A 22169-nucleotide genomic window follows, 5' to 3' on the forward strand; every position below is an offset into this window, starting at 1 on the left:
CATAGCGCCATTTAAACATCATTAAGCTTGTGTATATCTAAAAGCAGCTTCACATCTGCTTCTCTTTCAAGTATGTGGTCATTCAAAACGTCAAATTTTTTATCTATCCTCTTAAAATTCAATTCAAACTTGCCAAGTTGGCTTGTGTGCTTTGTGACTTCTTCAAATGTATGCTTTAAGATGTACTCAACATCACTTTGCTGCCTTTCAAGGTTGTATAGTCTATTTTCAACACCATCAAGCCTCTTGTCCATGCCATCAAGTCTATTTTCAACACCATCAAGCCTCTTATCCATGCCATCAAGCCTATTCTCAACACCATCAAGCCTCTTGTCAATCTCGTCAAGTCTATATTCAACACCGTCAAACCTCTTATCCATGCCATCAAGCCTATTTTCAACACTATCAAGCCTGCTTTCAACACCGTCAAGCCTTTTTTCTACATTGTCAAGTCTTTTTTCTACATTGTCCAACCTTTTATCCATATTGTCCAGTCTTTTGTCTACGTCGTCCAATCTCTTTTCAACGCTGACAAGTCTTCCGTCCATGTTTTCCAGTTTTAGATCAATCGAGTCAAATCTTTGAAGCACCAAAGTCATGAACTCTTCATTTGTCAAGGTTTTTTCCCTCCCCTTGTACCTTTGTGTCCATTATAACACACCCAAAAATCACAAGCAATGAAATAATTTAAGTAAAATTTTTTAGTTAATCGTTTATAAAAATTTTTCTATATTGACAAACTAATAGTGATAATATATCATATAAGTGTAAGGTGATTGTTAAATGAATAACAAAAATTATTTACATCATACGGTCCAAGATTCAATCCATTCAGGCAAATTTCCTATTAAAATGCTTGAATAACAAGTACAATCACCCTAAATATAAAGATTTATTGTTAATAAATTAACACGGAGGTGTTTATCATGGCAACGACTAAAACGGAATTAGACGTTCAGAAGCAGATAGATTTACTTGTATCAAGAGCACAAGAGGCTCAAAAAAAATTCATGTCTTACACACAAGAGCAAATCGACACAATCGTAAAGGCAATGGCTTTAGCAGGTGTTGACAAACACGTAGAGCTGGCAAAGATGGCATACGAAGAAACAAAAATGGGTGTGTACGAAGATAAGATTACAAAAAATCTCTTTGCCACAGAGTATGTGTATCACGACATAAAAAATGAAAAGACTGTAGGAATCATAAACGAAAACATAGAAGAAAACTACATGGAAGTAGCAGAACCGATAGGCGTAATTGCCGGTGTCACACCTGTCACAAACCCGACATCTACTACGATGTTTAAATGCTTAATATCCATAAAGACGCGAAACCCCATAATATTCAGCTTCCATCCAAAGGCAATAAAGTGCAGCATCGCAGCAGCAAAAGTCATGTACGAAGCTGCATTAAAGGCAGGTGCACCCGAAGGATGCATAGGCTGGATAGAGACGCCATCGATAGAAGCAACACAGCTTCTCATGACACATCCAGGCGTATCTCTAATCCTTGCAACAGGCGGTGCAGGAATGGTAAAAGCAGCATACAGCTCAGGAAAACCAGCATTAGGCGTAGGTCCTGGCAACGTGCCATGCTACATTGAGAAATCAGCAAACATAAAAAGAGCTGTATCAGACCTCATATTAAGCAAGACATTTGACAATGGAGTAATATGCGCATCGGAGCAAGCTGTGATAATAGATGAGGAAATAGCAGATGAAGTCAAAAAGCTTATGAAAGAGTACGGCTGCTACTTCCTAAATAAAGATGAAATCAAGAAGCTTGAAAAATTCGCAATCGACGAGCAAAGCTGTGCTATGAGCCCTGCAGTGGTAGGTCAGCCAGCCACGAAGATTGCCGAGATGGCAGGCTTCAAAGTTCCTGAAGGCACAAAGATATTAGTGGCAGAGTACGAAGGAGTAGGTCCAAAATATCCTCTATCAAGGGAGAAACTAAGTCCAATTCTCGCTTGCTACACTGTCAAAGATTACAATGAAGGAATCAAAAAGTGCGAGGAAATGACTGAATTTGGAGGTTTAGGCCACTCCGCTGTAATACACTCTGAAAACCAAGACGTGATAAATGAATTTGCAAGGCGAGTCCGCACAGGAAGACTTATCGTAAATTCACCATCATCACAGGGAGCAATAGGAGATATATACAATACAAACACGCCATCACTTACATTAGGCTGCGGTTCTATGGGAAGAAACTCAACAACAGACAATGTAAGTGTCAACAACCTTTTGAATATTAAGCGTGTCGTGATAAGGAAGGATAGAATGAAATGGTTCAAGATTCCACCAAAGATTTACTTTGAAAGCGGGTCACTGCAGTATCTGTGCAAGGTCAAAAGGAAAAAAGCCTTTATCGTCACAGATCCATTCATGGTTAAACTTGGCTTCGTAGACAAAGTGACTTATCAATTAGACAAGGCAAACATCGACTACGAAATATTCTCAGAAGTTGAGCCAGATCCATCTGTTGACACAGTCATGAACGGCGTAAAAATAATGAATTCGTACAATCCTGACTTAATAATCGCTGTAGGCGGTGGCTCTGCAATAGACGCAGCAAAGGGAATGTGGCTTTTCTACGAATATCCTGACACGGAGTTTGAAACATTGAGGCTTAAATTCGCAGACATCAGAAAAAGAGCATTTAAGTTCCCAGAGCTTGGCAAAAAAGCGCTGTTCATTGCAATACCGACAACAAGCGGCACAGGCTCAGAAGTAACAGCATTTGCCGTAATAACTGACAAAAAGAGAAACATCAAATATCCACTGGCAGACTACGAGCTTACACCAGATATAGCCATAATAGATCCTGACCTTACAAAGACAGTGCCACCATCTGTAACAGCAGATACAGGTATGGATGTGTTGACACACGCCATAGAGGCATACGTGTCAGTGATGGCATCAGACTACACAGATGCGCTGGCAGAAAAGGCCATAAAGATCGTATTTGAATACCTACCAAGAGCTTATAAAAACGGCAATGATGAAGAAGCCCGTGAAAAGATGCACAATGCTTCATGCATGGCTGGCATGGCATTTACAAATGCATTCTTAGGAATAAACCACAGCATGGCACACATATTGGGTGGAAAGTTCCACATACCACACGGAAGAGCAAATGCAATACTTCTGCCGTATGTAATAAGGTACAATGCAGAAAAGCCTACAAAGTTTGTGGCATTCCCACAATACGAATATCCAAAGGCAGCAGAAAGATATGCAGAAATCGCCAAATTCTTAGGACTGCCTGCATCAACCGTTGAAGAAGGCGTAGAAAGCTTAATCGAAGCTATAAAGAATCTCATGAAAGAGCTTAACATTCCGCTGACCCTAAAAGACGCCGGCATAAACAAAGAACAATTCGAAAAAGAAATCGAAGAAATGTCAGACATCGCCTTCAACGATCAGTGCACAGGGACAAATCCAAGAATGCCTCTCACAAAAGAAATTGCAGAAATCTACAGGAAGGCATACGGTGCATAAGTAATAAAAAAAGAACGGCTTACAAGTTAATTAAAACTTATAAGCCGTTTTTTATCACTTTTTTGACACATACATCAAAATCTTATACAACAAATATATTATAAAAGCTAAAGCGCCGACATTTATTATTAGAATTATATTTGAGATTAAATACATAAATAGGACTCCCCCTTACTTACAAATGGTTGTATATTTATATAATATCACAAGTCGAAAGAAATAAAAGGCATCATATTTAAAAAAAAGACGGCCCTATCTACGAGCCGTCTTTTCTATATATTTAATTCCCCATAAACATCTTTATGTCGTCTTCCACGTTTGTTATGCCGCCGATGCCGAAGTTTTCAACTAAAACTTTTGCGACATTAGGCGATAAGAATGCTGGAAGTGTCGGTCCTAAGTGAATATTCTTTACCCCCAAGTACAGAAGCGCAAGTAATACTATTACAGCTTTTTGCTCATACCATGCAATGTTGAATGATATTGGAAGCTCATTTATATCTTCAAGTCCAAATACTTCTTTAAGCTTAAGCGCAATCACTGCCAATGAATACGAGTCATTGCACTGTCCTGCATCAAGCACTCTCGGTATGCCGTTTATATCGCCAAGATTTAATTTATTGTATCTGTACTTTGCACATCCTGCTGTCAATATAACTGTATCTTTTGGAAGTTCTTTTGCAAATTCTGTATAGTATTCTCTTGACTTCATCCTGCCGTCGCAGCCTGCCATTACAAAGAACCTCTTTATAGCTCCAGTCTTTACTGCATCAACTACTTGATTAGCCAAAGCCAATACTTGGTTGTGAGCAAATCCTCCTACTATCTCTCCACTCTCAATCTCTACTGGCGGTTTGCATCTCTTTGCGTGCTCTATTATCTCTGTAAAATCTTTCTTGCCGTCTGGGCCAGCATCAATGTGCTTCACACCTTCAAATCCAACGACGCCTGTCGTGTAAAGTCTATCTTTGTATGAATCCTTTGGCGGCGTCAAGCAGTTTGTTGTCATTAGTATAGGGCCATTAAAGCTTTCAAATTCCTTATCCTGTTGCCACCATGCATTGCCGTAGTTGCCTGCAAAGTGTGAATACTTCTTAAATGCTGGATAGTAGTGGGCAGGAAGCATTTCACCGTGTGTATATACATCAACGCCTGTTCCCTCTGTCTGCTCCAACAGTTCTTCCAAGTCTTTTAAGTCGTGTCCGCTTATCAATATGCCAGGATTGTTTCTGACGCCGATATTTACCTTTGTGATCTCAGGATTGCCGTATGTGGACGTATTTGCTTTGTCTAAAAGCGCCATAACATCGACGCCGTATTTACCAGCCTCTAATGCAAGTGATACATAATCATTTGCACCTAAGCTGTCATCCAATGTTGCAACTAACGCTTTCTCAATAAACTCTGATATATTAGGATCTTTAAAGCCAAGGTTTGCAGCATGGAATGCGTAAGCAGCCATACCCTTTATACCGTAAGTTATAAGCTCCCTTAATGATCTTATGTCTTCATTTTCAGTAGCAAGTACACCTACTGATAAAGCCTTCTCATCAAATTCGCTTTCATCTTTCGTCCATGTAGCCGCATCATGCAATCCGCTTAACTGTACTCCATTTGCGCTTAATTGGCTTTTTATGGACTCTCTTAAATTCAAGCCTTCTTTAATCTTTCCTACAAAATAATTCTTGTCAAAATTGACATTTGTTATCGTTGAAAACAATCCGTCGATGATGAATGAATCCGTGCTTTCACTGTTTAAACCATGTTTTCTGGCCTCTTGGTTTACTATTGCTATTCCCTTTAATGTGTATATGAGCAAATCCTGAAGTCTTGCTGTGTCGTCAGTTTTGCCACACACACCTCTTAATGTGCAGCCAACGCCTTTTGAAGCTTCTTGACATTGGTAACAAAACATTCCCATATCATTTCCTCCTTCATTTATTTCAATTCGCCAATGTGCGAATTGTATACAGTATTTCGTACGTTTATTATTATACATTTGCAAATCGGTTTTTTCTGTGACAAATATCACAAAAGCAAAAATATGAGGGTAAAAACCCTCATATTTTTATTTAGACAGTATCTCATCTATTTCTTTCAATTCTTCATGGCTGAATTCCAGGTTGTCAAGCGCCTTTACATTCTCCTCTATCTGGCTTACCCGGCTGGCGCCAATTATAACAGATGTAACTTTTCTTAAGTCCCACGCCAAAGCCATCTGTGCAATGCTTTGGCCTCTTCTATCTGCGATTTTTTTCAGTTCTCTTACCTTATTTATATTCTCCTCTGTGAGATTGCCTCTCAGTGAAGTGTTCTTTCTGGCAGCTCTCGAATCGTCCGGAACTCCATTTAAGTATTTATCAGTAAGTAGTCCCTGTGCCAATGGACTAAACGCTATGCTTCCGACGCCTTCTTCCTCAAGGACATCTGTAAGTCCATCTTCTATCCATCTGTTGAACATGGAATAGCTTGGCTGGTTTATTAAAAGCGGTGTCCCAAGCTGTCTTAAGATCTCAGCGGCTTTCTTGGTATCTTCAGCATTATAGTTTGAAATACCCACATACAAAGCCTTCCCTTGCCTTACAGCTTGTGCCAACGCTGACATGGTTTCTTCCAAAGGTGTATTTGGATCTCTCCTGTGGGAATAAAATATATCAACGTAATCTATGCCCATCCTCTTTAAACTTTGGTCCAAACTTGATAGCAAGTATTTCCTCGAGCCCCAATCGCCATAAGGGCCAGGCCACATTGTGTAACCAGCTTTTGTAGAAATCAACAATTCATCTCTGTAGCCTCTTAAGTCCGTCCTTAAAATCTTGCCGAAGTTCTCCTCGGCAGATCCTGGAGGCGGCCCGTAATTATTTGCCAAGTCAAAATGGGTTATGCCAAGGTCAAACGCCTTTTTGACCATCTCTCTCATGTTTTCAAATACATCATATCCGCCAAAGTTGTGCCATAGTCCAAGTGAAATCGCAGGAAGCATTATGCCACTTCTCCCGCACCTTCTATATATCATTTTTTCGTATCTATTTTCGTTTGGTATGTAGCTCATTTTTTCTCCCTCCTAAATCGGTTTCTATTTTAATTATATAATAATTATTATTAAAAACAAAATATTTAAAAGTTAATTTAATTTTTGTCAATTTAAAAATATGGTATATTAAATAAGTAAACTATTTGAAAGGGGAACATCAAATGAATTCTATAATGCTTTATATAGGCGCCATTATTGTTGGACTTGCTTTAGGACTGCAGTCGCCGATGAATTCAGCTCTTGGCAAGATAGCTTTACCAAAAAACTCTGCAGTCTTAAATAATTTAGTTGGACTTATAATATTAGTCCTCATCAGCATATCAGACGGCAGTATAAAACAATTTGCAAGTTTATTTAAAGCACCAACATATCTTCTATTTGGCGGCGTATTAGGATCTATAATCGTTTTAGGATCAATCATTCTGATTCCAAAGCTTGGTGCAGCTACTTTTGCATCTATTATAGTCTCAGCTCAAATGATTGCTGCTGTGCTTATCGATAATTTTGGATTATTTGGTGTGGAAAAAACTCCCATCAATTGGTTCAAAGTAATAGGTGTTGTTCTTCTCATAATAGGTGTAAGGTTAATAAAAGCATAAAAAAACCTTATAGATTTTTCTATAAGGTTTTTTCTCAGGTTATCTTCTATAGCCTCTGTTGTTATTGTACTGCTGCTTTCTTGCTTTTCTGCATTCAGGGCATCTCTGAGGCTCATTCTCAAAGCCTTTTTCTTTATAGAAAGCTTGCTCGCCTTCTGTAAAGACGAATTCCTTGCCGCAGTCTTTGCATACTAATGTCTTATCAGCCACAACACTTTCCTCCTTTTTAAGATTTATAAGATTTAAACAAACCAAATTCCATCCTAAAAAGGGGAAATGTTGTTAAATCTCTTTTTTAACTACGAATTAAAGTATACCACGTTTCATCACAATATGCAACACTTTTATTTATGAAAACTTTTATGAAAGCCAAATTTTTCTTATTCCTCGCTGGTTAAATAATCCATAAACGCCTTATCAGCGGCGCTTACTTCCATTCCATTAAAAACTATAGTTTTTTTATCCCCATCTTCAGATATTAATGTCAATTTTGAATCAAACGTTGCAGGTATGTTTTTGCTGGGCTTAAAATAGTACGGTTTATAGCCATCTTTAATAAGTTTCACTGCATAAGAAATCTTATCCATCGTAAAACCCTCCCGTACTACTTATGATGCCCAGATTTTAAAAAACTATATTTTTTCAGTGGCAGCAATCTGCTCAAATGCCTCACTGTTCTTCTCTAATTTCTTGAAAGCAACAGACAGCATAAGCTTTATTCTATTTAGCTGGTTTACTTCGCTGGCACCGGGGTCATAATCAACTGCCACAATGTTAGCTTCTTTGTAAAGCTCTCTTAATGCTTTAATGACACCTTTCCCCGTTATGTGATTTGGAAGGCATGCGAAAGGCTGTATGCAAACAATATTTGATATGCCTTCTTTTAATAACTCCACCATTTCTGCAGTAAGATACCAGCCTTCGCCAGTTATGTTACCAAGAGATACTATAGGTGACGCCAACTCCTTTAGCTCATTTAGGGTTTTCGGAGAGATAAATCTTTTGCTTTTCTCTAAAGCCTTTCTCATCTCTTTTCGATAGAACTCAAGTCCTGCAATGCCTATATTCTGCAAAACCTGCCTTATCTTGCTGCCTGACAAATACTTATACTTTTCATTTGCATGATCCAATATAAACATCAAAAAGTCTATCAGATTCGGCAGTATCACTTCTGCCCCTTCTTTTTCAAGCACATCCACGATGCTGTTATTTGCAGTAGGATGATACTTCACAAGTATCTCGCCGACAATGCCAACTTTAGGCTTAATTACATTATTGATCTCAAGATTTTCAAAATCCTGAACAATCTGATGGACATTTCTCTTAAATAATTTTAAATCTCCACTTTTTACGGACTCTATGCACTTTGCCACCCATTTTTCATAAAGCTTATTAGCAGAACCAGGTATCTTCTCATATGGTCTCACCCTAAGCAGCACATTTTGTAGGAGATCACCATATACGAGGCCGATAAATGCTTTATTCAGAAGTCCTGGCGTTATTTTAAATCCTGGATTCTTCTCCATGCCAACAAAATTCAGAGATATGACAGGTATATTTTCAAATCCTGCATCTTTCAAAGCCTTTCTTAAGAAACCTATGTAGTTGGTAGCTCTGCAACCACCGCCTGTCTGTGTGATTATGACAGACGTATTGTTTAAATCATACTTACCAGATTTCAATGCTTCAATAAGCTGCCCTACGACTATTATAGAAGGAAAACATGCATCGTTATTGACATATTTAAGCCCTTCTTCAACAGCCGGCTTATCTATAGATGGAAGAACCTCCAAGTTGTACCCTGATACATTGAAGGCTTCCTGTAAAAATTGGAAATGTATTGGCGACATCTGCGGTGCCAGTATAGTGTGCTTCTTCCTCATTTCGTCCGTAAACAGTATTCTCTTCATCGTATATGAAGTCTTGCTTCTTTTCTCATCTTTTCTTTCATTGATAGCGGCTATCAATGACCTTATGCGTATCTTTATAGAGCCTACATTTGTACCTTCATCTATCTTTATAAGCGTAAATATTTTTTCCCTGGAGCTTAAGATCTCCTGCACTTGGTCGGATGTGACAGCGTCAATACCGCAGCCAAATGAAGTAAGCTGCACAAGCTCTAAGTTGTCGCTGTCAGCCACAAAGCTTGCCGCCGCATAAAGCCTTGTGTGGTACATCCACTGGTCAACTACCCTAAGCTTTCTCTCAAGTTTGCCTAAATGCGCTACAGAATCCTCCGTCAATACTGCCACACCTAATGACGTAATTATTTCCGGTATACCGTGGTTTATCTCTGGATCTAAGTGGTAGGGCCTGCCTGCAAGAACTATTCCTCTTTTTCCCGTATCTCGCAGATATTTTAAGACTTCTTCGCCTTTTCTCATTATGTCTTCTTTTACCCTTTTATCTTCATCAAATGCTTCTTTTAAGGCATTTTCCACTTCACCTTTTGATACGCCAAAAACTCTCAATTCTTCATAAAGCCTTTTGGCAAGCTTTTCCTTATCATCCAATGCCAAAAATGGATTCATGAATAAAATGTCTTTTTCCTTAAGCACATCCATGTTATTTCTAATTACTTCAGCGTATGACGACACAATTGGGCAATTGTAATGATTGTCTGCATCTTCAAATACATTCTGCTCAACAGGTATGCATGGATAAAATATCGTCTTTATGCCTTTATTTATTAAGTTGACTATGTGTCCATGGACGATTTTCGCCGGATAGCATGCGGAATCTGACGGTATAGTATCCATGCCTGATTCATAAAGCCTTTTTGACGACCTGTCAGACAATATAACCCTGAATCCAAGCCTTGTAAAAAATGTAAACCACAGTGGATAGTTTTCGTACATGTTCAAAACTCTCGGTATGCCAATGGTACCTCTATACGCCTCGTCTTCACTTAATGGCTTGTATCCAAATATTTTTTTGTACTTGTAGTCGTAAAGATTTGGTATGTCATTGTTAGTTATCTCTTTTCCTGCTCCTCTTTCACAGCGGTTTCCAGATACAAATACTCTGCCGTCATTGAATTTATTTATAGTTAAAAGGCATCTGTTTGTGCATTTATTGCACCTGCCGCTTGACACTTCCGCGGTAAAGCTTTCGAGCTTGTCTTTCGTAAATATTGTACTTATACCGCCACTGTACCTTTCCTTTGCGATAAGTGCTGCACCGTATGCACCCATTAGCCCTGCTATCTGAGGCCTTACGGCATTTCTACCTGTAATAAGCTCGAAGCTTCTCAGTATAGCATCATTGAGGAATGTGCCACCTTGAACGATTATCTTTTCTCCCAGCTCTTTCGGATCTCTTATCTTTATGACCTTGTATAAGGCATTTTTTATGACAGAATACGAAAGACCTGCAGAAATATCACCTAACGATGCCCCTTCCTTCTGTGCCTGCTTTACCCTTGAATTCATAAAGACAGTGCAACGAGAACCTAAATCGACTGGGTTTTGAGCTTTTAGAGCAGCTTCAGTAAACTCATCAATTGACATATTTAAAGACGATGCAAATGTCTCTAAAAATGAACCACAACCCGATGAACATGCTTCATTTAGCATTATACTGTCGATTATGCCATCTCTTATCCTTATGCACTTCATATCTTGTCCGCCTATGTCAAGTATGAAGTCGACACCAGGCAAAAAATGCTCTGATGCCTTGTAATGTGCAATTGTCTCAATCTCACCTATATCTACCATTAAAGCTGCTTTTATAAGATTCTCACCATATCCTGTAACAGTGGAATTGGCTATATATGCACCATCAGGCATCTTCTCGTATATATCCAAAAGAACCCTTATTACAGAATTTAGTGGATTTCCTTCATTACTGCCGTAATAAGAATAGACAATTGCACCATCCTCATCTATCAGTACAAGCTTTGTTGTAGTAGAACCTGCGTCTATTCCTAAAAATAGGCCACCTTTAGCATCCTTTATGTCTTTTTCCAAAATATCAATGCCTTTGTGCCTATCTTTAAATTCATTGTACTCATTTTCGTCTACAAACAGCGGTCTTAATCTCTCCACATCATTTTTCACTTTGTATGGAATCGTATGTACTCTATTGTATAAATCTCTTAATGCAATGATCTCATCATTTTTTGCAGATAATGCCGCACCTATGGCAACTGCCAATTGAGAATTTTCAGGAACGATGACCTCTTCATCTTTCAAGTTCAATGTTTCTATAAATCTCTTTCTTAATTCCGGAAGAAAATATAAAGGCCCACCTAAAAATGCCACATTGCCTTTTATAGGCCTGCCACAGGCAAGACCACTTATGGTCTGGTTTACAACCGCTTGAAAAATTGATGCCGCTATGTCTTCCCTTGCGGTTCCTTCATTTAAAAGAGGCTGAATGTCTGTCTTTGCAAAAACGCCACACCTTGCAGCTATTGGATATATTACCTTATGATTCTTAGCAAGCTCATTTAAGCCTTGTGCATCAGTCTTTAAAAGCGATGCCATCTGGTCTATAAATGCTCCTGTGCCGCCTGCGCAACTGCTATTCATCCGCTGTTCGATAGTACCGTCAAAGTATGTAATCTTGGCATCCTCGCCGCCTAATTCTATGACCACATCTACATCCGGGAAAAACTTTTCCACCGTCTTGGTACCTGCAATCACTTCCTGCACAAACGGCATATTAAGCCATTCAGCTACTGCCATACCGCCAGAACCTGTTACCGCGGTAGATACGACAAGGTCGCCAAACTTGGAATACGCATCATCTATCAAGTTTACAATAGTATCTTTTATATTAGATAAGTGCCGTTCATATCTACTATAGATGATCTCATCATTTTCATTTAAGATGACTATTTTGGCCGTAGTGGAACCTACGTCTATTCCTAAATAGTGCAAATTTCTATTCACTTCAATTTCTCCTTCAAATATATGTATTGTAATTATTATATAATAGATAGATTTACTTTTGAATACTTCCTAAAAATTATGTTAGCACTATTTAGTTTAAAAACAAAATTCCTATTTACACATTAATCCAGGCTGTATCTAAAGCCCAAAATAAATGATGGGCTAATTATTTAACAAATAATTTTTAATGAATTGATCTTTTCCTATGCTTGCCTCCCATCACATCAGAAACATCATTGATAGTGACAAAGGCATTTTCATCTTTATCATATATGATGGATTTGAGCTTCGCCACTTCTAGACGAGTGACGACAGAGTAAATGATAGTCTTCTGGTTCTTCGAAAATCCTCCTTTTCCCTCAATAAATGTGACGCCCCTGCCTAACCGTGCAGTTATGGCATCTGCAATCTCCTCACCATATTCTGAAATGATAATGACCGCCTTAGCTTCGTCCAGTCCTTCTATTGTTATATCTATCACCTTAAACGCAATAAAATAAGCGATCAGAGAATACATTGCTCTGTCCCATCCAAAAACTAATCCTGCACTGCTTAGAATGAATACGTTAAAAAACATCACCATTTCTCCCACTGAAAATGCCGTACGCTTATTTATTATGATTGCAACCATTTCAGTCCCATCAAGGGATCCGCCGTATCGAATAATCATTCCTACGCCAATCCCCAAGATTACTCCGCCGAAAACCGACGCAAGCAAAACATCATTTGTGATACCGGGTATAGGGTGTAAAATTGAAACCCATAACGACAGAGATAATAAGGAAAACAAAGATGACAAGACAAATGTCCGACCTATCTGATTGTACCCTATAAATAGAAATGGAAGATTATAAACGATTATGAATAAGCTAAGCGGCAATTTGGTCAAATAGCTTGAGATTATTGATATTCCCGTGATTCCACCATCAATAATGTTGTTGGGTATGAGAAATATTTCTAATCCTACTGCTGCTAAAATCGATCCTAAAAAGAGGAAAATGTATCTAATCATTTCTCGCACAATTGGATGATTTTTCGTCATATAATCCCTCCTTAAAATTAAAATTTATCACTGTTTAATTTATATGATAATCACTTAAGAACATTTACTTGGCATATCTTGTGTATTAACTTCATTGCATGAAATAAGCACATTTTAATAAATAACTTTTCTCACACAAAGTGCTTTACATAAAAAACCCATATTATTATACTATAAATGCTAATCTAATTGAAACCCAACATTATAGTGGGCGCCTCATGTGAACAGAAGACACTTTACTTTCCCCTATTTTTACCGCATACCAAAATTGTACATTAAGTTTACACATTAATCCAGGCTGTATCTAAAGCCCAACTCTACTGTCTTTCTTATATAATATCCATTTTCACCTGATTGAAAAACATTAAACCCAGACTTATTTAAAAGCCCTACCGTAAATATATTGGCTTTCATTTCTATCGTTGCAGTACCGCTTGCCTCGATTTCCTTTGAAGGAAAGACACCTGTTGTAGAAATCGCAGCCGCATGTGGATTTTTCAACTGCCAATCGCCATCATCAGCTTTCTCCCAATACGTCTTATCAATGCTTTTTATCTGTCTTAAGCTATCGGAATAAACCGTCAAAACTACGTAAAGTCTCACTACGGCAGAATAATCTTTGCGCTCTTTGTAAATTGTCACTTTTGATGCTTTATTGGTAAAACCCGATACATTTAAAGGCTCTTCTTTTACACCGTAAGCTTCAATGAATTTTCCGCTGTTTTTGTCACAAACTTCAATCCTTGAAAATCCACCGGAATCCAGCTTTGGCTCAGAGATATTGATACTGTCCTGTAACACATCTATATGGCCATATTTCAATTTGATTGTCTTTGCTGGCATATTATCAACGTTTGTACTTTCAGTATCTTTCTGTGTATTGACATTTGATAAATCAAAAGCTATGATGACAAACAAAACCACAGCAATAAATGACAAAACATATATCATTTTTCTCAATCATACCACCACCAAATATATATTGCCAATATAAAGACCCTCTACATAAAGTGGAAGACCTTTATATGTTTATCTTCAAATTGTTTTTACTTTAGTCTAACCGTAAAATCGCCTGATATGGGAGAGCCAATCTGTGGTCCATCATTTACAAAAGAAATATAGTAATTGTATGCGGGGTCCAAATTGTAAAATCTTGTTGCCCACCAGCCAGTATTAGAATTTGTTGAAAATTGATCCGAGCTCATTACAAACTTATTCGTACCGGCTTGATAAACATTAATGTGCCATAACACATTAGCAGGATAATCGGCTCTTACATCCCAGTCTACATATAGCTGCGTGGAACCATTTGTGAAAAAATAGTAGTTTGAAAAAATCTCCGTGTTAACTCCACTGAAAGAACCATCATAAGGAAGATTTGTTCCTTTAGTCGCCCGACTAAGGGACATTGGATTAGCTTCATTTAAAGAAGCTGCCTTTTGTAATGTCATTTTAATGGTTTCAGAAGCTGGTTTCGCAGTTTCTTCATTTGAAACAGTTATTTGGTTACTGATTATATCCACATTTGAAGGAGCTTGCCTCAAATATGTCATTTTTGTCGTCTCAGACAACGGTTTAAGATTTTCTACAATTGGGGCGGAAATTTGTTTACTACCTGTATCCACATTTCCTCCTCGTAAAGCAAATGAAGTTCCACTTAAGCTTAAACTTAAGATGAGTATCAAGATTAAACATATTGATATTCGTATTGATTTTCTGTTCATTTTAATTCCACCTCCTTTCGGTTTTAAACTACTATGCAAACATTATCAGTAAATCTTTGGCTTTATTATATGTTTATTTCATTAATATTTCAATTGACCAAAAGTACTAATTTTTTTAGTACGAAAGTACTAAAGTGGAATAAGCTGCATTTGAAATTATATCAAATCCATCTTCGCCGCTTTGTATATACAGTCCTTTACATTTTTCACGTTTAATATTTCAAAAATCTTATTCTTATGGTATTTTACATTGCTTATTGATCTATTAATCATTTTTGCAATCTCTTCATCTGTCTTTCCTTCCGCTGTTAGTTTCAAAATTTTTAGCTCTACTTCTTCCAATTTTCCTTTTATCATCTCTTTTTTAAGCGATGTGAAATTGTATTCTGTATATTTTCCCATCAAAAACACCACAAACGCACATTCATCAGATAGTCCGTATTCAGATGATATGTCTACTGATCCTATTAATTCACAACTATTGTCAAAGACAGGTACAGCTATGCAGTCTATCTCCCTAAAGCACTTAAGATAATGTTCATTCTTTTTTACAAATGCAGTTTCTCTTTCATTTAAAACAATCGATACTGCATTTATTCCTGCAAATTCTTCTTTCAACGGAATACCTATACTTAAGTAAGAAAATCTGCCTTTATTAGCCCCGATCAAGTCTATTACGACGCCGTTTTCGTCTGTCAATAGACATGTATAATTTTTAAATTGGCCATTAAGTTTAGATATTTCATAAACGCTTTTTCTAAAGGCTTTAATTAGCAACTTCTTCTCATCGGAAATGTAAAGATCTGATACAAACATAAATGGTTTTGCATCTTGATTAAGTCCTCTTTTTGTACACCTTCTCCATGCTTCATCAAAAAAATGTTTATGAGTATCATATTTTATGACTTCATACTTCATCTCGATCTCCCTTATTACAATAAAGTTAAAATATTAACAACGTTTAAAATGTACCAAATTTATTTTTGTATTTTTTCTATAATCATATTTCTACAAAAACTTTTGAATTCCTTTTAATGTAATCAAAACTTAACATTTCTTAATAAATTCTTAATGTTTTTAATAAATTTTTTAATTTTTCTTATCAATAATAAACAAGGGACAGATTAATATCTGCCCTTTAGAAATAAGATTAATTGCAAACCATACCTGGTTATTCAATTTTATTTGCAACATTATTAATATAGTTTGCCATAAAAGATACTTTCCTAATTCCTCTTTGAATTATAAAACCTAATATTAATCCAATAATATTCAATATTACATCATTAACATCGCATGTATGATTGGGATACTTTGTTAAATAATCAATTATAAATTGAGCAATTTCTATAAATACTGAAAAACACAAACCCAACAATAACGTATAATTAAATCTGTTCATATTTCTATATATTATCGGCACAAAAAAGCCAAACGGAATAAAAAGTATAATATTCCCAACCACATTTTTTATAACTATATTAATTGGTTGTGATCTCATAAGAATAATTATATCTTTCATAGGAACAATATTTACATTTGGAGCATAATTAGGCTTAGGTGGATAAAATGTAATCGGGAAAAACACTACACTTATTAATTCAATTGTATAAATAATAAACCCTGCTATAAATGTAACCATAACAATATTTTTTGTCAACTTAAATTGTTTTATAATAAGAGGAATGAAGAAAATAAACAAAATAACTTTTAACCCTATCGGAAAATTCATTCCCAAAATAATTCATCTCCCGAATATAACTTAAATAATCTTTCATGTATTACTTGTCAATCCTGATGCATAGTTCCATAACCGACTATTGTACATAGTATTTTTACATTTTTTAAAGCTCATCAATCCAATTCTTACGTCCGAGAACTTACCGGTAATTCCCTTAACTTTATAATATATCCACCTCATAAATATGTCAATTGACCAAAAGTAATAATTTTTTTAATACGAAAGTACTAAGATGGTACTTGTCGCATGAAAAAAGTTGTAATGACCTCCTTCTTATAATAAAATAGATGTGTAATAAAATCATATTTAGGAAAGGGTCATTATGAGCAATCTTTTATGGATACTTGAATCAACAAAAAGTGATAAATTTCCATACAGGCTTAGAATCAAAAAAGACGATACAGTGATTTTATCATTGTTTGTACAGAATAAATGGCCTGGTGCAGGAAGTCAGATATTTTGTCTTAAAGATACAAGCGAAGGTTCATCTGATGATTATGAAGTCGTAGAGAAAGTTCCCATCATTTCTATTGATCGGTATGGCAAGCGGCTGTCTGTAGTTTTAGACCGCGGTGTAAACAAAAGATGTGAATTTCTCTTTCTGAAAAAGAAATACAAGAATAAAGAAGGGGAATATGAACAAATATTTTGGAGAACACAGCAGGGCTTAAAGGAGCACAAGCCTCGTGTCAAGTTGACTGCAAAAGGAAACAATAATCTTCACATATTAATTGATACAAATGAAAAGTATCCTTGGAAATTTAACAATTGCATTGTTGAGAGAATACAATTGCCAGCAGGTGATTATGCATTATTCTATAATAATGAAATAAAAGCCGTCGTAGAAAGGAAAAGTTTTGAAAATTTTAGAGCCGACATCGCCAATTTGCCAATTTTGCATCAGAAGCTGGGTGAATTGGAAAAATATAAGCATTCGGCACTTGTCATTGAAGCTAACTACTCTGATTACTTAAATCCAGACAAATTAGGCGTCTATACGCCATCGTATATGTCAAAGGTGATAGCTGAGATTTTTGCATTTCATCCAAAATTTCAAATTATATTTGCTGGCAATAGAAAATTGGCCAATGAATGGACATTACGGTTTTTCCAAGCCATTGTATCACACGAAAGCGAATCTATACCTGATAGAGTCGCAGAAGAAATATCAGATTATCAAACGAAGAATGACTTTACAGGCGGAATTTACTACGCCATTAGAAAAGAAATTCTTGAAAACATCGATGGAGATTTTACAATAAACGATTTAAGAAATAGATTTGTTAATACAAAAGACTCTACAATTAGATATGAAAACTTATTATTAAGTAGCTAAAAAAGCGCAGACTTCCCCTACACCTTTAAAAATAGACTTAAAAGGAAATTAATGGTTAAATTTATGCTTGTTTAGAACTTCAGGTTTAACCCTTCCAAACTTACATTGTTCCATGCCTCATCATCAAAGCCGTTATTCCAAAAGCCCATTTTCACCTTAACAACTCTAAATCTTTAAATACCTGATTATCTTTTTTAAAAAACCGATAAAATCGATCACTTATGGTACGTCTCACCCTTCATTATCTTGAATGCTCTGTAGATTTGTTCTACCAATATAAGTCTCATAAGCTGATGTGGAAATGTCATCTTTGAAAATGACAGTTTCAAGTCTGACATAGATTTTATATCGTCGTGTAAACCTAATGACCCTCCTATCACAAACGTTATATTAGAATTGCCCGCTGTCATAACATCTTCTATATAGCGGGCAAATTCCACCGAATCCATTTGTCTACCTTCTATGCAAAGAGATATTATGAAGCTTCCTTTTCTAATCTTATCAACAATTTTAACACTTTCTCTTTGCATAACACTTATTTTTTCTTTATCACTTAAGCTTTCAGGAGCTCTTTCATCGTTTACTTCAATTATATTTATATTGCAGTATGGCTTCAATCTTTTGACGTATTCCCGTATTCCATCTTCTATAAATTTCTCTTTTATCTTTCCAACTGCAATTACGTCTATATTCAAAATTCTCCCTCCATTATACGACAAGGTACTTAGGAATGTCATCGCAAAAATCGCACTTATGAGGTGCCAACCAATCGGTAAATGATACATCGTCAAGCATGTATATATCTGGCGGTTGCTCATATACATCTACAAACTCTTCAATGGCATCCTCCAAATGTTTTTCACAAACAACGTACATAACAATATTCTCCTCATTTTCCTAACGTTATTGTAGTCATCCCGATATTCCCCGTCAATGTTCTGTATTTCACACTTACTTTGTCACCTATATTTCTCGAATATATTACAGTTTTAAGCTGCACCATTGTATCAACAGGTTTTCCATCGACCTCTAAAAGTATATATCCTTTTTTGATACCAGCCTTTTCTGCCGGACCTGAAGGATCTATGTCAGCAACGTATATCCCTTCCGCTATAACCACATCGGCATTTATATAGCTGGCTATCTCTTTATCGTACCCTACTATTCCTAAATAAGGTGCTTTAAATGTACCTGTTGCAATCACTTTTTTAATGATAGGCTTTACAATATTGATTGGTATGGCAAAGCCCAATCCTTCCGCTGTCGTAACCTTCGCCGTATTGATGCCTATTGCATTTCCTTGAGCATCCACTAAAGGGCCACCGCTATTGCCAGGATTTATCGACGCATCCGTCTGTATCAAATCTTCCATGATTTTTTGTTTGTTATTTTCCTCTATTGGCAAGCTTCTGTTTAAAGCGCTTATTATGCCAGATGTCACTGTCCTTTCAAAGCGAAGCCCTAAAGGATTGCCTATGGCTATCACCGTCTGACCAACTTGAACTTTATCTGAATCTCCCAAAGGTATGGTCGGAAGATTTTTGGCGTTTACCTTGACAACCGAAAGATCCAATGTAGAGTCAGACCACAAAACTTTACCAGGAAGCGTACTTCCATCGCTTAAATAGATGGTAAGTTTCTTTGACTCAGGACTTGCCACATGGTTATTCGTAATAATGTACCCGTTTTTGTCCACAATAAATCCAGATCCTACACCTTCTACCTGCTTTTCTAATATGTAATACTGCCTTTCATATTCAATAGACGATATTCCAACGACGGCCTGCGTGTCTTTTTTCGCCACAGCTTCTGCTATCGTAGAAGGCTCTGCTTTAGGTATTATAACTTCTTTTTTAAGTGGAGCAGTATTTGTGTATGGTAAAGGTATCACCTTCCCCCACAAGAATTTTGGAGCAATGTATGTAAAAACAAGTGAAGTAATCACAGCTATTATTACAACTGTCGTGAGATACGACGGTCTTTTTACATTTCTATCATCGCCGCTTTGCATCATATCACCTCACAATTATCATGTGTATTATGAGGTGATTTATTCTATATTTATGTACAAAAATAAGTCCTAATGAGGACTTATTTTACCCTTTTTATGTCTGCGCCTAATTTTTGCAGTTTTTTCTCCATCGACTCATATCCTCTGTCGATATGGTAGATATTCTTAACCTCTGTAGTGCCGCTGGCCGCAAGTCCAGCTATCACCATAGCTGCGCCAGCCCTTAAGTCAGTAGCTGTAAGCGGCGCACCAGTAAGCTTTTGAGTTCCTTCTATGACAGCTATGCGACCTTCCACCTTTGCATTGACTCCCATCTTCTTAAGTTCATCTAAGTATTTAAACCTGCCTTCATACACATTTTCGGTTATAACGCTGACCCCATCCGCAAGAGCCAATAATACTGCCATCAGTTGTTGCATATCTGTAGGAAAACCTGGATATGGCTGTGTCTTAATGTCTACTCTTTTCAACCTGCCATCTGTGGTAACTCTCAGTTCTTCATCATACTCCTCGATTTTCACACCCATTTCAGACATCTTCGCGATTATGGACTCTAAGTGTTTCGGTATTATGCCTTTTACGATGACATCCCCATGTGTTGCCGCCGCAGCCACCATGTACGTCCCAGCTTCTATCTGATCAGGTATTACTGTATGCCTGCAGCCATGAAGCTTGTCTACTCCAATGATTTTTATGGTGTCTGTACCAGCGCCTTTTATATTGGCACCCATTGCATTTAGGAAGTTTGCTACATCCACGACATGAGGTTCCTTTGCACAATTTTCAAGTATTGTAGTGCCTTCAGCTTTACAGGCAGCCAACATCAAGTTTATAGTAGCACCTACGCTTACAACGTCAAAATATATATGATTCCCCACTAACTTATCTGCTTTTACCCTTATTATTCCATGTTCTATAGTCGTTTTTGCGCCTAACGCTTCAAATCCCTTTATGTGCTGGTCGATTGGTCTCACACCTATGTTGCATCCACCAGGCATGGCTATAGCAGCCTCTTTAAACCTGCTTAAAAGGGCACCTATAAGATAGTATGAAGCCCTCATCTGGCTTGCCAACTCATGCGGCGGACAAAATGAATTGATGCCTTCAGGATCTATCAAGATCTCATGCTCTTTCTTGGTGGTTTTTCCACCAAGATATTGAATCATTTTGCTAAGCAATTCTATGTCGTTTATCTCTGGCAAATTGTCAATACAACTGGGAGTATCTGCTAAAAGAGCAGCAGGAAGTATGGCAACAGCAGAATTTTTCGCCCCACTAATCTCAACTGTTCCTTTAAGAGGTATTCCTCCATTTATAACAAACTTATCCACTGTTTAATCTTCCCTTCACAGAATCTAAAAAACTTCACAATCATACATATATACTTTAATACAATTTCAACAATTTTACAAGCATTTTTACAAAAACATCTTGCACAAAAAGAGAGGTAATTTTTACCTCTCTTCAAAATTACCTGTATACGCATTTATGTAGTACACAGTGTTTTCCGTCGTTATCCTCCACGTAGGTATTGCTTCGCCAGTATCGGCATTTCTCCAACTAAAAAAGTAGACTGGCCTTATGTCTTTTACTACGATACTTTTACTGCCTTCATTTACATCTAAAAGCTTTAAAAGTGCGCTTATTGGAGGTATGATCTCTTTTTTGTCATTTTCTTCTCTCAAAGGTATAAGCCACGTCGATTTAAAGGAAAATGTATTGCCTGATATGATGCCTTTCATATAACTTACATCCACGTTAATACCATTGTATTTTTCGGTATACTCAACAGTGTATTTGTCTCCATCTATGTACTGCCTTAAAGTTGAATACTCCTCTTTAAGTTTCTTGTCATTTACAAAGGATATTATATAGTGAAAAGCTTCATCGCTACTCATCTTGGCAAACTTTTCGTCTTTAACCTGAAAATATAAAAAGCCGTTTTTAACTTCTAATGAGCCATTGCTAAATGTGTAAAGTGAACCATCGCCATTTGATACGTACTTTAAGCCTTTTAAAAAATTTTCATCTATGTACGCTTTGCTGTAGCTTTTAAGCTTTACCAGAAGCATAGGCATAGGCTTGTAATCATCAGGTATTTTAGCATTCACGACAATATTGTTTTCTCTTAAAATCTCTTTCATCTTGCTCATATCAGAAAAAGATGGAACAGAATTATTAGTTTCCGCTATGCTTAAGTTTCCCATGTAAAGTATCAAATTTAGTACAGCAAATATAATAATCAAGATCGTTTTCGCTTTTGACCAGTCCATATTAAAAC

At 36.8% G+C, this 22169-nt stretch carries 19 protein-coding genes; 3 read left to right on the forward strand and 16 right to left on the reverse strand.

Going from position 1 to position 22169, the window contains the following annotated elements; all coding sequences use genetic code 11:
- Positions 1-11 precede the first annotated feature (11 nt).
- Positions 12-617 carry a tropomyosin gene (locus tag BVF91_RS10820; RefSeq protein ID WP_085113414.1) on the reverse strand — a complete coding sequence of 202 codons (606 nt, stop codon included), beginning with the start codon at positions 615-617 and terminating at the stop codon, positions 12-14.
- 309 nt (positions 618-926) lie between these two features.
- On the opposite strand from BVF91_RS10820, the gene adhE reads away from it, so the two are divergent.
- Positions 927-3506: a bifunctional acetaldehyde-CoA/alcohol dehydrogenase gene (gene adhE / locus BVF91_RS10825; protein ID WP_085113415.1), complete on the forward strand. Its 2580-nt coding sequence runs from the start codon at positions 927-929 to the stop codon at positions 3504-3506.
- Between the two features lie 280 nt (positions 3507-3786).
- Here the strand turns inward: adhE and hcp are convergent, their stop codons facing one another.
- Both hcp and mgrA read right to left on the reverse strand, forming a co-directional pair.
- A complete protein-coding gene (hcp, locus tag BVF91_RS10830) occupies positions 3787-5427 on the reverse strand; it encodes a hydroxylamine reductase (RefSeq protein WP_085113416.1) in 1641 nt (546 codons plus the stop codon).
- Between the two features lie 147 nt (positions 5428-5574).
- Positions 5575-6558 (reverse strand): L-glyceraldehyde 3-phosphate reductase, encoded by a 984-nt coding sequence (gene mgrA / locus BVF91_RS10835; RefSeq protein ID WP_085113417.1) that lies wholly within the window; start codon positions 6556-6558, stop codon positions 5575-5577.
- A gap of 143 nt (positions 6559-6701) precedes the next feature.
- Between mgrA and BVF91_RS10840 the strand changes: the two genes are divergently transcribed.
- Entirely contained in the window at positions 6702-7139 is a 438-nt protein-coding gene (locus tag BVF91_RS10840) for a DMT family transporter (RefSeq protein ID WP_085113418.1), read from the forward strand.
- 39 nt (positions 7140-7178) lie between these two features.
- Here the strand turns inward: BVF91_RS10840 and BVF91_RS10845 are convergent, their stop codons facing one another.
- The 8 genes from BVF91_RS10845 to BVF91_RS10880 all read right to left on the reverse strand — a co-directional run bounded on the left by BVF91_RS10845 (position 7179) and on the right by BVF91_RS10880 (position 16532).
- Positions 7179-7349 (reverse strand): zinc-ribbon domain-containing protein, encoded by a 171-nt coding sequence (locus BVF91_RS10845; RefSeq protein ID WP_085113419.1) that lies wholly within the window; start codon positions 7347-7349, stop codon positions 7179-7181.
- 170 nt (positions 7350-7519) lie between these two features.
- Entirely contained in the window at positions 7520-7726 is a 207-nt protein-coding gene (locus BVF91_RS10850; RefSeq protein WP_085113420.1) for an XkdF, read from the reverse strand.
- A 45-nt stretch (positions 7727-7771) separates the two neighbouring features.
- Positions 7772-12034: a 2-hydroxyacyl-CoA dehydratase gene (locus BVF91_RS10855; RefSeq protein ID WP_085113421.1), complete on the reverse strand. Its 4263-nt coding sequence runs from the start codon at positions 12032-12034 to the stop codon at positions 7772-7774.
- 184 nt (positions 12035-12218) lie between these two features.
- On the reverse strand, positions 12219-13076 hold the full coding sequence (locus BVF91_RS10860; RefSeq protein WP_085113422.1) for a YitT family protein: 858 nt from the start codon (positions 13074-13076) through the stop codon (positions 12219-12221).
- Between the two features lie 288 nt (positions 13077-13364).
- Positions 13365-14027, reverse strand: a complete 663-nt coding sequence (locus tag BVF91_RS10865) for a hypothetical protein (RefSeq protein ID WP_240495877.1) — start codon at positions 14025-14027, stop codon at positions 13365-13367.
- A gap of 95 nt (positions 14028-14122) precedes the next feature.
- Positions 14123-14800 carry a hypothetical protein gene (locus tag BVF91_RS10870; RefSeq protein ID WP_085113424.1) on the reverse strand — a complete coding sequence of 226 codons (678 nt, stop codon included), beginning with the start codon at positions 14798-14800 and terminating at the stop codon, positions 14123-14125.
- Between the two features lie 156 nt (positions 14801-14956).
- Entirely contained in the window at positions 14957-15718 is a 762-nt protein-coding gene (locus BVF91_RS10875; RefSeq protein WP_085113425.1) for a helix-turn-helix domain-containing protein, read from the reverse strand.
- 253 nt (positions 15719-15971) lie between these two features.
- The gene (locus tag BVF91_RS10880) at positions 15972-16532 is read right to left on the reverse strand and encodes a VanZ family protein (RefSeq protein ID WP_240495878.1); all 561 of its coding nucleotides are present in this window, start codon (positions 16530-16532) and stop codon (positions 15972-15974) included.
- Between the two features lie 331 nt (positions 16533-16863).
- Between BVF91_RS10880 and BVF91_RS10885 the strand changes: the two genes are divergently transcribed.
- Entirely contained in the window at positions 16864-17877 is a 1014-nt protein-coding gene (locus BVF91_RS10885) for an ERCC4 domain-containing protein (RefSeq protein WP_085113427.1), read from the forward strand.
- A gap of 215 nt (positions 17878-18092) precedes the next feature.
- Here the strand turns inward: BVF91_RS10885 and rlmH are convergent, their stop codons facing one another.
- The 5 genes from rlmH to BVF91_RS10910 form a co-directional block, all read right to left on the reverse strand.
- Positions 18093-18572, reverse strand: a complete 480-nt coding sequence (gene rlmH, locus BVF91_RS10890) for a 23S rRNA (pseudouridine(1915)-N(3))-methyltransferase RlmH (protein ID WP_085113428.1) — start codon at positions 18570-18572, stop codon at positions 18093-18095.
- 13 nt (positions 18573-18585) lie between these two features.
- Positions 18586-18753, reverse strand: a complete 168-nt coding sequence (locus BVF91_RS10895) for a CxxH/CxxC protein (RefSeq protein WP_013789054.1) — start codon at positions 18751-18753, stop codon at positions 18586-18588.
- A 13-nt stretch (positions 18754-18766) separates the two neighbouring features.
- Positions 18767-19888 (reverse strand): S1C family serine protease, encoded by a 1122-nt coding sequence (locus tag BVF91_RS10900; protein ID WP_085113429.1) that lies wholly within the window; start codon positions 19886-19888, stop codon positions 18767-18769.
- A gap of 80 nt (positions 19889-19968) precedes the next feature.
- Positions 19969-21219, reverse strand: a complete 1251-nt coding sequence (gene murA / locus BVF91_RS10905) for a UDP-N-acetylglucosamine 1-carboxyvinyltransferase (protein WP_085113430.1) — start codon at positions 21217-21219, stop codon at positions 19969-19971.
- 123 nt (positions 21220-21342) lie between these two features.
- Complete coding sequence (locus BVF91_RS10910; protein ID WP_085113431.1) at positions 21343-22161, reverse strand: two-component system regulatory protein YycI; 819 nt, start codon at positions 22159-22161, stop codon at positions 21343-21345.
- Positions 22162-22169: the final 8 nt, after the last annotated feature.

This window comes from Thermoanaerobacterium sp. PSU-2 (assembly GCF_002102475.1).
Lineage (GTDB): Bacteria > Bacillota > Thermoanaerobacteria > Thermoanaerobacterales > Thermoanaerobacteraceae > Thermoanaerobacterium.

Coding starts and splice junctions, on each gene's coding strand:
- adhE (WP_085113415.1), top strand. CDS start 927: ATGGCAACGACTAAAACGGAATTAGACGTTCAGAAGCAGATAGATTTA.
- hcp (WP_085113416.1), bottom strand. CDS start 5,427: ATGGGAATGTTTTGTTACCAATGTCAAGAAGCTTCAAAAGGCGTTGGC.
- mgrA (WP_085113417.1), bottom strand. CDS start 6,558: ATGAGCTACATACCAAACGAAAATAGATACGAAAAAATGATATATAGA.
- BVF91_RS10840 (WP_085113418.1), top strand. CDS start 6,702: ATGAATTCTATAATGCTTTATATAGGCGCCATTATTGTTGGACTTGCT.
- BVF91_RS10850 (WP_085113420.1), bottom strand. CDS start 7,726: ATGGATAAGATTTCTTATGCAGTGAAACTTATTAAAGATGGCTATAAA.
- BVF91_RS10860 (WP_085113422.1), bottom strand. CDS start 13,076: ATGACGAAAAATCATCCAATTGTGCGAGAAATGATTAGATACATTTTC.
- BVF91_RS10865 (WP_240495877.1), bottom strand. CDS start 14,027: ATGATATATGTTTTGTCATTTATTGCTGTGGTTTTGTTTGTCATCATA.
- BVF91_RS10870 (WP_085113424.1), bottom strand. CDS start 14,800: ATGAACAGAAAATCAATACGAATATCAATATGTTTAATCTTGATACTC.
- BVF91_RS10875 (WP_085113425.1), bottom strand. CDS start 15,718: ATGAAGTATGAAGTCATAAAATATGATACTCATAAACATTTTTTTGAT.
- BVF91_RS10880 (WP_240495878.1), bottom strand. CDS start 16,532: ATGAATTTTCCGATAGGGTTAAAAGTTATTTTGTTTATTTTCTTCATT.
- BVF91_RS10885 (WP_085113427.1), top strand. CDS start 16,864: ATGAGCAATCTTTTATGGATACTTGAATCAACAAAAAGTGATAAATTT.
- BVF91_RS10895 (WP_013789054.1), bottom strand. CDS start 18,753: ATGTACGTTGTTTGTGAAAAACATTTGGAGGATGCCATTGAAGAGTTT.
- BVF91_RS10900 (WP_085113429.1), bottom strand. CDS start 19,888: ATGCAAAGCGGCGATGATAGAAATGTAAAAAGACCGTCGTATCTCACG.
- BVF91_RS10910 (WP_085113431.1), bottom strand. CDS start 22,161: ATGGACTGGTCAAAAGCGAAAACGATCTTGATTATTATATTTGCTGTA.